The 11,843-nt window shown below is 62.8% G+C and carries 12 protein-coding genes and 1 other RNA gene; 6 read left to right on the top strand and 7 right to left on the bottom strand.

Features of this window, described 5'->3' with window-relative positions; translation table 11 throughout:
• Positions 1-9: 9 nt before the first annotated feature.
• Entirely contained in the window at positions 10-1,122 is a 1,113-nt protein-coding gene (gene hppD, locus CLM73_RS03625) for a 4-hydroxyphenylpyruvate dioxygenase (RefSeq protein ID WP_105237352.1), read from the top strand.
• A 90-nt stretch (positions 1,123-1,212) separates the two neighbouring features.
• Here the strand turns inward: hppD and msrA are convergent, their stop codons facing one another.
• From msrA to ilvD, 3 genes are all read right to left on the bottom strand, one after another.
• Complete coding sequence (gene msrA, locus CLM73_RS03620; RefSeq protein ID WP_105237351.1) at positions 1,213-1,767, bottom strand: peptide-methionine (S)-S-oxide reductase MsrA; 555 nt, start codon at positions 1,765-1,767, stop codon at positions 1,213-1,215.
• A 76-nt stretch (positions 1,768-1,843) separates the two neighbouring features.
• A complete protein-coding gene (locus CLM73_RS03615) occupies positions 1,844-2,179 on the bottom strand; it encodes a c-type cytochrome (RefSeq protein ID WP_199778248.1) in 336 nt (111 codons plus the stop codon).
• Positions 2,163-3,848, bottom strand: a complete 1,686-nt coding sequence (gene ilvD, locus CLM73_RS03610) for a dihydroxy-acid dehydratase (RefSeq protein ID WP_105237350.1) — start codon at positions 3,846-3,848, stop codon at positions 2,163-2,165. The genes CLM73_RS03615 and ilvD overlap by 17 nt, the downstream gene beginning before the upstream one ends.
• Before the next feature lie 129 nt (positions 3,849-3,977).
• Here ilvD and lgt point away from each other — a divergent pair, with 129 nt between their 5' ends.
• On the top strand, positions 3,978-4,766 hold the full coding sequence (lgt, locus tag CLM73_RS03605; RefSeq protein WP_092579583.1) for a prolipoprotein diacylglyceryl transferase: 789 nt from the start codon (positions 3,978-3,980) through the stop codon (positions 4,764-4,766).
• On the opposite strand, the gene CLM73_RS03600 is transcribed toward lgt, so the two are convergent.
• The 4 genes from CLM73_RS03600 to CLM73_RS03585 all read right to left on the bottom strand — a co-directional run bounded on the left by CLM73_RS03600 (position 4,741) and on the right by CLM73_RS03585 (position 6,566).
• The gene (locus CLM73_RS03600; RefSeq protein ID WP_105237349.1) at positions 4,741-5,508 is read right to left on the bottom strand and encodes an SIMPL domain-containing protein; all 768 of its coding nucleotides are present in this window, start codon (positions 5,506-5,508) and stop codon (positions 4,741-4,743) included. The genes lgt and CLM73_RS03600 overlap by 26 nt on opposite strands.
• Before the next feature lie 83 nt (positions 5,509-5,591).
• A non-coding RNA gene (ssrS, locus tag CLM73_RS03595) (6S RNA) lies at positions 5,592-5,777 on the bottom strand.
• A 31-nt stretch (positions 5,778-5,808) separates the two neighbouring features.
• On the bottom strand, positions 5,809-6,120 hold the full coding sequence (locus tag CLM73_RS03590) for a cell division protein ZapA (RefSeq protein ID WP_105237348.1): 312 nt from the start codon (positions 6,118-6,120) through the stop codon (positions 5,809-5,811).
• Positions 6,120-6,566, bottom strand: a complete 447-nt coding sequence (locus CLM73_RS03585) for a hypothetical protein (protein ID WP_199778247.1) — start codon at positions 6,564-6,566, stop codon at positions 6,120-6,122. Before CLM73_RS03585 ends, CLM73_RS03590 begins: the two co-directional genes overlap by 1 nt.
• 480 nt (positions 6,567-7,046) lie before the next feature.
• Between CLM73_RS03585 and CLM73_RS03580 the strand changes: the two genes are divergently transcribed.
• From CLM73_RS03580 to CLM73_RS03565, 4 genes are all read left to right on the top strand, one after another.
• Positions 7,047-7,511, top strand: coding sequence for a tripartite tricarboxylate transporter TctB family protein (locus CLM73_RS03580; RefSeq protein WP_105237346.1), 465 nt, complete (start codon positions 7,047-7,049; stop codon positions 7,509-7,511).
• Between the two features lie 13 nt (positions 7,512-7,524).
• Positions 7,525-9,030: a tripartite tricarboxylate transporter permease gene (locus CLM73_RS03575; RefSeq protein ID WP_105237345.1), complete on the top strand. Its 1,506-nt coding sequence runs from the start codon at positions 7,525-7,527 to the stop codon at positions 9,028-9,030.
• A gap of 183 nt (positions 9,031-9,213) precedes the next feature.
• Positions 9,214-10,818: a gamma-glutamyltransferase family protein gene (locus tag CLM73_RS03570; protein ID WP_105237344.1), complete on the top strand. Its 1,605-nt coding sequence runs from the start codon at positions 9,214-9,216 to the stop codon at positions 10,816-10,818.
• Positions 10,819-10,875: 57 nt separating this feature from the next.
• Complete coding sequence (locus tag CLM73_RS03565; protein WP_105237343.1) at positions 10,876-11,781, top strand: NAD(P)-dependent oxidoreductase; 906 nt, start codon at positions 10,876-10,878, stop codon at positions 11,779-11,781.
• The last annotated feature ends 62 nt before the right edge of the window (positions 11,782-11,843 follow it).

Genomic DNA, 11,843 nt, shown 5'->3' with positions numbered 1-11,843 from the left:
AGCAAACTTATGAGCAGCGCTTTCCAACCCTGGGACAACCCGATGGGCACCGCCGGGTTCGAGTTCATTGAATATGCCGCGCCGGACCCCGCCGCGCTGCGCAAAGTGTTTGAGCTGCTGGGCTTCAAGGCCATTGCCAAGCATCGTCACAAGGACGTGACCCTGTACCGCCAAGGCGGCGTGAACTTCCTGATCAACGCCGAGCCCGATTCCTTTGCCCAGCGCTTTGCTCGCCTGCATGGCCCGTCGATCTGTGCGATTGGCTTTCGCGTGCAGGATGCCAACGCCGCCTACAAGCGCGCGCTGGAACTGGGCGCGTGGGGCTTTGATTCGCATAGCGGCCCGATGGAACTGAATATTCCCGCGATCAAAGGCATCGGCGATTCGCTGATCTATCTGGTGGACCGCTGGGCCGGCAAGGAAGGCCATGGCGGCATCGGCGACATCAGCATCTATGACGTGGACTTCATTCCGCTGGATCCGGCCAACGCGCAGACCGACGTGAACTGGCGCGGCGCGGGCCTGACCCTGGTGGACCACCTGACGCATAACGTGCACAAGGGCCGCATGGCCGAGTGGTCGGAGTTCTACGAGCGCCTGTTCAACTTCCGTGAAGTGCGTTACTTCGACATCGAAGGCAAGGTGACAGGCGTGAAGTCCAAGGCGATGACGTCGCCCTGCGGCAATATCCGCATTCCCATCAACGAGGAAGGCACCGAAGAGAAAGGCCAGATTCAGGAATATCTGGATCTCTATCGCGGCGAAGGCATCCAGCACATCGCCATGTCGACCGATGACATCTATGCGACGGTGGAAGCGCTGCGCGAAACGGGCGTCGTGTTTCTGGACACACCGGAGACCTATTACGAACTGCTTGATCGCCGCATGCCGAACCACGGCGAAGACGTGGATCGCCTGCAGAAGAACCGCATCCTGCTGGATGGTGCCCCGGACGGCGGACTGCTGCTGCAGATCTTTACCGAAAACCAGATCGGTCCGATCTTCTTTGAGATCATCCAGCGCAAGGGCAACGACGGCTTTGGTGAGGGCAACTTCAAGGCCCTGTTCGAATCCATCGAGTTGGACCAGATGCGCCGCGGCGTTGTGAAGACTGTGGAATAAGGCTTGAAGACGGGCGCCAGGCGTACGTCTAAATAGCTTGTTCAAACCCCGCTGCGAAGCGGGGTTTTTCTTTGGGCGCTCTGCCGCGGCTCAGCGCGTCAGGCGATCGTGGAATTGCTTGCGGAATTTGGCAACCTTGGGTGCGATCACAAACTGGCAATAGCCTTGCTCGGGATGCAGGGCGAAATAGTTGCTGTGATAGTCCTCGGCCTGCCAGAAATGCGCCGGCGCCAGCAGCTTGGTCACGATGGGCGCATCGTAGACTTTTTGCGCCTCGACCTCGGCGATGACAGCCTCGGCCTGCTCGCGCTGCGATTCGTTCTGCCAGAAGATGGCGGATTCGTACTGCGGGCCGATGTCGTTGCCCTGGCGACCCGGGGTGGTGGGATCGTGGGTGGCGAAAAAGACGCGCAGCAGGTCGCTGAACGAGAGTTCGGCCGGGTCGAATTCGATGCGCGCGACCTCGATGTGGCCGGTGTCCTTGCCGCAGACCTGCTCGTAGCTGGGATTGTCGACGTGTCCGCCGCTGTAGCCCGGCAAGACGCTCTTGACCCCGCGCAGATCGGCAAACACTGCTTCGACGCACCAGAAGCAACCGCCGCCAAGTACGGCGACTTCATTGCCCGGTGATGGTTGTTCTGCCATGACGATTCCTTTGCTGTAGACGGCCGCTGCTCGCGGCCGGCGCCCCGGGCTTGGGTGCCAGGGCATGAGAATAAGGCTACTGCTTTGCCGGCGCCAGCGACAAGATCCATTCGGCCAAGGCGCGGGCGTCTTCGGGCGTGACCTGAGTTTGGGCGGGCATGGGCACCGCTCCCCAGGCGCCGCGGCCGCCGCCGCGGATCTTGCCCGCCAGGTAATCCACCATGGCGTCGCCCTGCCCCGCGTATCGTTCCGCCACGCTCTTCAAGGGCGGCCCGACCCGTTTGGCGTCTACCTGATGACAGGCCATGCAGGCCTTGCTCTTGGCCAGATCCAGGCCAGTGGTTTGCGCATGCACCGCGCCAGCGCCCAGGGCGCCGGCCGCGGCCAACAACAGACTAATCTTCAAACGCATCGGTTACTGCCCCACGGCTGGCGGTGCTGGCGAGCTTGCCGAACTTGGCAAGCACACCGCGTGTATAACGCGGCTTGGGCTGGACCCAGGCCTGGCGACGAGCCGCCATCTCTTCGTCGCTGATGTTGAGCTGCAGCAGCAGCTTGTGGGCATCGATGGTAACCGAATCGCCTTCCTGAATGAGCGCGATGGGACCGCCCACATACGCCTCCGGCGCGACGTGTCCCACCACCATGCCCCAGGTCCCGCCGGAAAAACGGCCATCGGTGATGAGCCCCACGGTTTCGCCCAGCCCCTGCCCCACCAGCGCGGACGTGGGCGCAAGCATCTCGCGCATGCCCGGGCCGCCCTTGGGGCCTTCGTAGCGAATGACGACGACGTCGCCGTCGCGGATCTGCTGGGCCATGATGGCGGTCATTGCGTCGTCTTCGGAATCGAACACGCGCGCGGGACCGGTGATGACGGGGTTTTTCAGGCCGGTGATCTTGGCGACGCAGCCTTCCGGCGAGAGATTTCCCTTCAGGATGGCAAGGTGCCCCTGCGGATAGAGCGCGCGATCGATGGGCATGATGACGTCCTGGTCGGCGCGCGGCACGTCGGGTACGTCAGCCAGCGTTTCGGCAATGGTCTTGCCCGTGATGGTGATGCAATTGCCATGCAGCAGGCCCGCGTTGAGCAGGAGCTTCATGACTTGCGGAATACCGCCAGCACGATGCAGGTCGGTAGCCACGTACTTGCCGGACGGCTTCAGGTCGCAAAGCACGGGGACGCGCCGGCGGATGCGCTCGAAGTCGTCGATGGTCCACGGCACTTCGGCGGCGTGCGCGATGGCCAGGAAATGCAGCACCGCGTTGGTGGAGCCGCCCGTGGCCATGATGACGGACACCGCGTTCTCGATGGATTCGCGCGTGATGATGTCGCGCGGGCGCAGGTTGCGCTTGACCGCGTCGACCAGCACACGCGCGGACTCGGCGGACGACGTGACCTTTTCCTCGTCTTCGTTGGCCATCGTGCTGGAATACGGCAGGCTCATGCCCATGGCTTCAAAGGCGGAGCTCATCGTATTGGCGGTGTACATGCCGCCACAGGACCCCGAGCCGGGAATCGCGCATTTCTCGATCTGCTTGAAATCTTCTTCGGGCATGCGGCCCATGGTGTATTCGCCGACGGCCTCGAACACGGACACGATGGTGAGGTCGTTGCCCTTGTAGCGACCCGGCTTGATGGTGCCGCCATAGACATAGATGCCCGGCACGTTGGTGCGTGCCAGCGCGATCATGCCGCCTGGCATGTTCTTGTCGCATCCGCCGATGACGACGACGCCATCCATCCACTGGCCCTGCGCGGCGGTTTCGATGCAGTCGGCGATGACCTCGCGCGACACCAGCGAATACTTCATGCCTTCTGTGCCCATGGACATGCCATCGGAGATGGTGGGCGTGCCGAACACCTGCGGATTGGCGCGTGACGCGCGGATCGCGTCGATGGCGGCATCGGCCAGCCGTTGCAGGCCGCTATTACAGGGCGTGATCGTTGAATGGCCGTTGGCCACGCCGATCATGGGGTTCTGGAAATCAGCTTCTTTGTAGCCGAGCGCGTAATACATGGCGCGATTCGGTGCGCGCGCGACGCCTTCGGTGATGTGGCGGGAACGTTCGTTGTGCGGCATGGTCAGTGTCTCCTGTCGGCCGTCGGGGCGCGGACATGGCGAACGCACCCGGGGAAGCTGGCTCGCTTGCATGCGAATCTTCAGTGCTCGCCGGTTATTATCATTCAACTTTATTGTGTCGGGCAGAACATGCTGGAATATCCAAAATTCGACCCCATCGCCCTGCAGATCGGGCCGCTCGCCATCCATTGGTATGGGCTGATGTACCTGGCGGGCTTCGCGCTCGTGTATTTGCTGGGACGCCACCGCATCAAGAGCGGGCACACCACGTCGCTGAACGTGCGGGACCTGGAAGACCTGATCTTCTATAGCGTGCTGGGCGTGGTGCTGGGGGGCCGGCTGGGATATGTGCTGTTCTACAAGCCGGGCTACTACCTGTCGCATCCGCTTGAAGTGCTGTACCTGTGGCAGGGCGGCATGTCTTTCCACGGCGGCCTGATCGGCGTGATTCTGGTGATGCTGCTGTTTGCACGCAAGAAGGGCCTGCCGTTCTTCGCAATCAGCGATTTCATCGCGCCGTTGATCCCGCTGGGCCTGGGCTTTGGCCGGCTGGGCAACTTCATCAATGGCGAATTGTGGGGCCGTCCCACCGATGTGCCGTGGGCGATGGTGTTTCCCGACAGCGGCGACGGATTGCCGCGCCATCCCTCGCAGCTCTATGAGCTGGGCCTGGAAGGCATCGTGCTGTTTGCGTTGCTGTGGTGGTTTTCGAGCAAGCCGCGCCCGCTGGGACAGGTGAGCGGCTTGTTCCTGATGGGCTACGGAACGTTCCGCTTCCTGGTGGAGTTCACCCGCGAGCCGGACAACTTTCTGGGCCTGCTCGCGGGTGGTTTGAGCATGGGACAGTGGCTGTCCCTGCCGATGGTCGCCCTGGGCGCCATCATGTTCAGTCTTACTGCAAAACGATCGTCCCGTTGACGGCGACGCTGACCGTCACGTTCCCTGCTTCAAGGGGAACGCTGACGTCGGCGCTGCTGAACGAACCGCCCTTAGCCATGGCCGCGCCCATCATGCGCGGCATCGGCGCGGGAGCGCCGGAGCCGCCGAGGTCCAGCTTGGACAGGCGGTAGCCGGAGAAACCGAACGCGTTGGCCGCAGCCAATGCGCGATCCTTGAAGGCCTGCGCTGCTTCTTTCAGCAGCTTGCGCTCTTCGGCTTCACGTGCGGCGTCCGACAGCGAGAAGCTGATGTTGGAAATGGCGGTCTTGTCGGAAAGCTTGGCAGCAAGGGCCGCGGCAGCTGCGAAGTCCTTGGATTCCAGCACGATCTCGCCCTGGCCGCGCCACGACGCGATCTTTCCCTTGTTGTTCATGTTGGGCCAGACGTTGAAGTTGCTGGTGCGCACTTCAACGTCCTTGGTGTCGCGCGCGCGCTTGACCGCGTCTTCGAGCGCGGCGGTCAGCTTCTGGCCGGCGGCCGGCTGGTCCGGCGCTTCGACTTCAGCCGACAAAGCGATGCGGACGGTGTCCTGCTTGACCTCGGAAGATGCCATCGCCTGCAAGGTCAGTTCCGGCGAACGGTTTGCGGCCGACTCGGCGGCGGTCGTCGTCGCTGCGGGTGCCTGGGCTTGCGCAAAAACGGGTTGAGCCACAGCGATGGCGGCCACGGCTGCGCACGCCGCACCAAGCTTGGTGAGCGAAAAAACGGGGTGTTTGAACATGGACTGGTCCTATGTGGGAGGACGAAGGGTATTTGCCGAGAGGCACCCGACGCGGACCTGCGCCAAGGCAGGTCCGCTGGGATAGATGCCCCGCCTGTGCCGTCAAGGCCGGCATCTCGAACCCTGAGGTTCAAGGTGGTCGCGTTCCGAAGAGCATCGGGTTCGTCTGCGAGAGACAATCACTCCAGCTCTGCACTCCCGCAACCAATATGCCAAAAAGACATAGGTTCAGAGAATGTATGGCCTAGTCACGAACACGGCAGGGACAAACTTGAAAATCTTGAATGCAGCGTATGAACGTTAGAGCAGTTTTTCCTGACCCGACAAGGCGTCATCTAGTACTGCGTTCATGTCCTCAATTCTACTCTTGAAGTCGCCGACCGCCAAACCGCCAAGAGGACCGTCGGGTGCTTTCATTGCAAGCAGCTCGCCAGCGATCTGCAACGCGGCCATCACTGCGATGCGTTCATTGCTGGACACCTTGCCCGTGCCCTGGATGCGCAGCATGAGCTGATCGACATGGCGCACGGCGGCCAGCAGCGTGGGCTTTTCTTCGGCGGAGCATGCAAGTGAATACTCACGGCCGAGGATCGATACGTCTACACGTTCCATTAGTGTTGCTCTCCGGACGGCGCACCCGGCAAGCGGGCCAGGACGGCGTCGATGCGTTCGCGGGCCGACGCGGCAGCCACACGCAAACGCTGTAGTTCTGTGTCGCGCGATTGCAGGCTACCCTGCAGTTCGCTTTCGCGAGCGGCGAAGCGCGACTCGAGCGCGTGGCGCTCGGCGGACTCGCGAGCCAGTTGTTCGCGCAGCGCGGCTTCCGACCGCTTGGCTTCTTCGAGCAGGGCCGAGACGGCGCCGTCGTTATCTTGAAGCTTGCTTTGCAGCGTGACGACCTCGGCCTCGCGGTCAGCAGCGCGCTGCTTGAGCACGCGCTGTTCGGCTTCGAAGTCGTTCACGCGTAGACGCAACGCGTCACGCTCGGCGTGGAGTTGGCGGGTGCGTTGCACCAGTTGCCCGATTCGGGCGGCGAGTTGGTCTAGATCTTGCAGCATGGGCGCTATCGTAAACCATCCTGGGTTGGACCGGGCCTCTTCACGCAAGGTGAGAAACCCGGCAATATTCAGTAGGAAATACGGTTGGGTTTTGGCGCGCGAAGGTTACCGGCTCTAGCCTGCCAAGAAAAGTCCCCATCCGTCGAAATTGCCGCATCCGGCCGATCCGGCTTTCGCCAATCTTTCTATAAACTTTCACTTAGCTTTCAAAAAGCCCTCAAACTTCCGACCGCGTTACAAACGGGGATCGGGAGTTCCCCAATTCTAGGGAAAACCCCAGCCTTTCACAGACCTTACAGGGTTTGCAGCGTGGCGGGCGTCCATTACCATTCGGCCTTTCAAGAAACCACGACGTCGCTTTCAGAATAATTAATGGCACCCCGAAGTGCCTTTTTTGTGCCTGTCACTCGCCTTTCGGCGAGCGTCCATCCGGCTACAAACCTCTTTTATCTACATGCTGTAAACAGGAGCCAACCAATCATGCAGCTACGCAATCGACAGGATTTCTGGTCGGGGGTGATGTTCATCGCTCTCGGACTGGGATTCGCCTGGCAGGCCAGCAGCTACCAAATGGGTACTGCTGCCCGAATGGGCCCAGGGTACTTTCCTTTCTGGCTAGGCATTGTTCTTGCATTGCTCGGCGCCATCGTGCTGCTTGGCTCGCTGTCCAAGAAAGCCCATGAAACTCACGTCGACAAGTTCGACTGGCGCATCGTCTTCCTGGTGGTGGGCTCGGTCGTTCTGTACGGCTTGGTCTTGAAGCTGCTGGGCGTGTACATCTCGGTGTTCGTGCTGGTGGTCGTCAGCAGTCTTGCCAGCCATGAATTCAGCCTGAAGGTCGCCGTTGCCAACGGCATCTTCCTGGTGGTCTTCACGTACCTGGCATTCATCAAGGGGCTGGGGCTGATTTTCCCGCTGTGGCCGTCGTTTCTGGGCATGAACTAAGGAGCAACCGGCCATGGAATTGTTTGACAACCTGATGATGGGTTTCTCGGTGGCGTTCACGCCCGAGAACCTGCTGTATGCACTGCTGGGCTGCATCCTGGGGACGCTGATTGGCGTGCTGCCGGGCATTGGCCCCGTTCCGACCATCGCAATGCTGCTGCCGATCACGTACGTGCTGCCCCCGGTGGCCGGCCTGATCATGCTGGCGGGTATTTACTACGGCGCCCAGTACGGCGGCTCCACGACGGCAATTCTTGTGGCGTTGCCAGGAGAAACGTCAGCGGTGGTGACCGTGCTGGACGGTCACCAGATGGCCCGCAACGGCCGGGCGGGCGCCGCGCTGGCAATTGCCGCGCTGGGTTCGTTCTTCGCCGGTTGCGTTGCCACGCTGCTGCTGGCTGCGTTCGCGCCCCCGCTTGCTGAAGTCGCGTTCAAGTTCGGTCCTGCCGAATACTTCTCGCTGATGTGCCTGGGCCTGGTCGGCGCCGTGGTGCTGGCCTCGGGCTCGCTGCCCAAGGCAATCGCGATGATCATCCTGGGCCTGCTGCTCGGCATGGTCGGTACCGACGTCAACTCGGGCGTTGCCCGCTTCGACTTCGGCGTGCCGGAACTGCAAGACGGCATCGACTTCGCCATCGTGGCCATGGGCGTGTTCGGCTTTGCCGAAATCATGACCAACCTGGAGCAGAAGGAAAACCGCGTCGACATCACCGACAAGATCGGCACGCTGTACCCGAACAAGCAGGAATTCAAGGAAGCCGCTCCCGCCGTGCTGCGTGGCACGGCCCTGGGTTCGGCCCTGGGTATTCTGCCGGGCGGTGGCGCGGTGCTGTCCTCGTTCGCTTCCTACACGCTGGAAAAGAAGATCTCGAAGAATCCGGAACGCTTCGGCAAGGGCCACCCGGCCGGCCTGGCAGGTCCGGAATCGGCGAACAACGCTGCAGCCCAGACCTCGTTCATTCCGCTGCTGACGCTTGGTATCCCCGGCAACGCCGTGATGGCGCTGATGGTGGGCGCCATGACGATCCACAACATCCAGCCCGGCCCGCAAGTCATGACGAGCCACCCGGAGCTGTTCTGGGGCCTGATCGCCTCGATGTGGATCGGCAACCTGATGCTCGTGGTGCTGAACCTGCCGCTGATCGGCCTGTGGGTCAAGCTGCTCAAGGTGCCCTACCGCATCCTGTTCCCGGCGATTCTGGTGTTCTGCACGATCGGTGTGTATTCACTTAACTACAACCCGTTCGACATCTTCACCACAGCCATGTTCGGCATCATCGGCTACGTGTGGTCGAAGCTGAAGTGCGAAGGCGCCCCGCTGCTGCTGGGCCTGGTGCTGGGTCCCATGATGGAAGAGAACTTCCGCCGTGCCCTGCTGCTGTCGCGTGGCGACTTCTCCACCTTCGTGACGCGTCCGCTGTCGGCATCCCTGCTGGCCGTCGCCGTGTTCCTGGTGATCCTGGTGGCCCTGCCGGCCATCCGCAAGAAGCGCGAAGAGACCTTCGTCGAAGAAGAGTAAGGCTCAGCCGCCGCCCTGCCGCGGCGCTGTCCTCCCAAACCCCGGGCCTGCCCCGGGGTTTTTCTTTGGGCGCGCCCTGCACCATCCGGCTGAAGACTACTGAAAATTACCTACAGAAACAAATCGTACAAAGGCAATTTCATCTACGTTAAGCTACGGGTTTACCCCACGCGATGATTCGACATGAATTTCGACTGGAAGAATCCGTATACGAGTACCCGCACGCCCGTCTTTGCCCGCAACGTCGTCGCCACCTCCCAGCCGCTGGCTGCCCAGGCGGGCCTGCGCATTCTGGCGCAGGGCGGCAATGCCGTGGATGCGGCGATTGCCGCGGCGGCAACGTTGGCGCTGGTCGAGCCCGTCAGCAACGGTTTGGGTTCGGATTGCTTTGCCATCATCTGGGACGGCGCGAAGCTGCATGGGCTTAACGCTTCCGGACCGGCGCCCGCCGCCTGGAATGTGGACTACTTCCGGCGCAAGCATCAGGGCTCGGTGCCGGCGCGAGGTTGGGACAGCGCCACCGTCCCGGGCTGCGTAGCCGGCTGGGCTGCGTTGCACGAAAAGCTGGGCCGCCTGTCTTTCGCCGACATCCTGGCGCCCGCCATTGAATACGCCGAACGCGGCTTTGCGATCACGCCGATGGTGCACCAGAAGTGGACCGCGCAGGCCGACATGCTGCATCCGCAGCCCGGCTTTGCCGACCATTTCCTGCCGCGTGGGCGTGCTCCGCACATCGGCGAACACTTCGTCCTGCAAGGCGCGGCGGCGACGCTCAAACGCATTGCCGCAACCGGCGGGCGCGACTTCTACGAAGGCGAGACGGCGCATAAACTGGTGGCGCACGCGCAGGCGCACGACGCGGCCCTGACGCTGAAGGATCTGGCCGACTATGCGCCCGAGTGGGTCACCCCGATCAGCCAGTCGTACCGCGGCCATACGCTGCACCAGATTCCGCCCAACGGCCAGGGCATCGCGGCGCTGATCGCACTGGGCATCCTGCAGAACTTCGATCTGGCGGCGCGTCCGGTCGATCATCCCGAGACGCAGCACCTGCTGATCGAAGCGATGAAACTGGCGTTTGCCGATGTCTACGCGCACGTGGCCGATGCGCGCCACATGCGGGTCGCGCCGGAGCAGATGCTGCGCGCCGACTACCTGGCCGAGCGTGCCCGTCTGATCGATCCGCGAACGGCGCAGACCTTCGCGACCGGCCATGCGCCGCAAGGCGGCACGGTCTACCTGACCGCCGCCGACCGCAACGGCATGATGGTCAGCTTCATCCAATCGAACTACATGGGGTTCGGATCCGGCGTCGTGGTGCCGGGCACGGGCGTCAGCCTGCAGAACCGCGGACACGGCTTCAGCACCGATCCCGATCACGCCAACGTGGTCGCGGGCGGCAAGCGGCCGTTCCACACGATCATTCCGGGTTTTCTGATGCGTGATGGCGCGCCGGTGATGAGCTTTGGCGTCATGGGCGGCAACATGCAGCCGCAAGGCCAGATGCAGGCGCTGGTGCGCATGCTGGACTACGGCCAGCAGCCGCAGGCCGCGTGCGACGCGCCGCGCTGGAAGTGGAACCGGGGCCTGGAGGTGGACCTGGAGCCGACGGTGTCTCCTGCCATCGCGCAGGGACTGCGCGAGCGCGGCCATGTGCTGCAGGGCATGGACGATCCGTACATGGACTTTGGATCGGGGCAATTCATCTGGCGGTTGGGCGATCCGGCCGTGGACGGCTACGTCAGCGCCAGCGATAGCCGCAGAGATGGACTCGCCGCCGGCTTTTGATTGCGTTAAGGTTAGTGTCCTGAAACAGACCTACCCTTATTCAGCGGAGTCCATTGCATGGCAACGATCGGTACCAAGAGCTACGACGCAGCCGTAGCCCAGAAAGTCGCTTTCCTCGGATTGGGCGTGATGGGCTTGCCCATGGCCGGTCACCTGGCCCGCGCCGGGCATGACGTCACCGTCTACAACCGGACCCCCGCCAAGGCGCAGGCCTGGGTCGCCGAGTTTGGCGGCCACAGCGCGGCCACCCCGCGCGAAGCCGTTGCCGGCGCGCAGATCGTCTTTGCCTGCGTGGGCAACGACGACGACCTGCGCAGCGTCGTGCTGGGTCCGGACGGCGCGTTTGCCGGCATGGCGCCGGGCGCCGTGTTCGTCGACCACACGACGGCTTCCGCCGATGTGGCGCGCGAACTGCACGCGAAAGCCAAAGAGCTGGGTCTGAACTTCGTGGATGCCCCCGTGTCGGGCGGTCAGGCTGGCGCCGTCAATGGCGCGCTGACGGTCATGTGCGGCGGCGAGCAGGCCGTGTTCGACGCCATCAAGCCCGTGGCCCAGTGCTTTGGCCGCGCGGTCACGCTGGTCGGCCCTCCGGGCGCAGGCCAGCTCGCCAAGATGGTCAACCAGATCTGCATCGCCGGTATCGTGCAGGGTCTGTCCGAAGCCATCGCGTTCGGCCAGGCGGCGGACCTGGACATGAAGCAGGTGCTGGACGTCATCAGCAAGGGCGCGGCGCAGAGCTGGCAGATGGAGAACCGCGGCGGCACCATGGTCGACGACAAGTTCGACTTTGGTTTCGCGGTGGACTGGATGCGCAAGGATCTGGGCCTGGTGCTGGCCGAGGCGCGCAACAACGGCGCGCGCCTGCCGTTGACTGCGCTGGTGGACCAGTTCTATGGCGACGTCCAGAAACTGGGCGGTGGACGCTGGGACACGTCCAGCCTCATCAAGCGTCTGCGCGACTAAGCCAGCCGTCTTGGTCCAATGAAAAAGGCGAGCCTTCCGGCTCGCCTTTTTGCTTGATGCGG

The organism is Achromobacter spanius, assembly GCF_002966795.1.
In the GTDB taxonomy this organism is placed as follows: Bacteria; Pseudomonadota; Gammaproteobacteria; order Burkholderiales; family Burkholderiaceae_B; genus Achromobacter; species Achromobacter spanius_D.
This window is presented reverse-complemented; position numbering and strand designations above follow the sequence as displayed.

What these genes read in the sequence shown, in the direction of transcription:
- msrA (WP_105237351.1), bottom strand. Translation starts at nt 1,767, where the DNA reads ATGGCAGAACAACCATCACCGGGCAATGAAGTCGCCGTACTTGGCGGC.
- CLM73_RS03570 (WP_105237344.1), top strand. Translation starts at nt 9,214, where the DNA reads ATGAATTTCGACTGGAAGAATCCGTATACGAGTACCCGCACGCCCGTC.
- lgt (WP_092579583.1), top strand. Translation starts at nt 3,978, where the DNA reads ATGCTGGAATATCCAAAATTCGACCCCATCGCCCTGCAGATCGGGCCG.
- CLM73_RS03565 (WP_105237343.1), top strand. Translation starts at nt 10,876, where the DNA reads ATGGCAACGATCGGTACCAAGAGCTACGACGCAGCCGTAGCCCAGAAA.
- CLM73_RS03600 (WP_105237349.1), bottom strand. Translation starts at nt 5,508, where the DNA reads ATGTTCAAACACCCCGTTTTTTCGCTCACCAAGCTTGGTGCGGCGTGC.
- ilvD (WP_105237350.1), bottom strand. Translation starts at nt 3,848, where the DNA reads ATGCCGCACAACGAACGTTCCCGCCACATCACCGAAGGCGTCGCGCGC.
- hppD (WP_105237352.1), top strand. Translation starts at nt 10, where the DNA reads ATGAGCAGCGCTTTCCAACCCTGGGACAACCCGATGGGCACCGCCGGG.
- CLM73_RS03580 (WP_105237346.1), top strand. Translation starts at nt 7,047, where the DNA reads ATGCAGCTACGCAATCGACAGGATTTCTGGTCGGGGGTGATGTTCATC.
- CLM73_RS03590 (WP_105237348.1), bottom strand. Translation starts at nt 6,120, where the DNA reads ATGGAACGTGTAGACGTATCGATCCTCGGCCGTGAGTATTCACTTGCA.
- CLM73_RS03615 (WP_199778248.1), bottom strand. Translation starts at nt 2,179, where the DNA reads ATGCGTTTGAAGATTAGTCTGTTGTTGGCCGCGGCCGGCGCCCTGGGC.
- CLM73_RS03585 (WP_199778247.1), bottom strand. Translation starts at nt 6,566, where the DNA reads ATGCTGCAAGATCTAGACCAACTCGCCGCCCGAATCGGGCAACTGGTG.
- CLM73_RS03575 (WP_105237345.1), top strand. Translation starts at nt 7,525, where the DNA reads ATGGAATTGTTTGACAACCTGATGATGGGTTTCTCGGTGGCGTTCACG.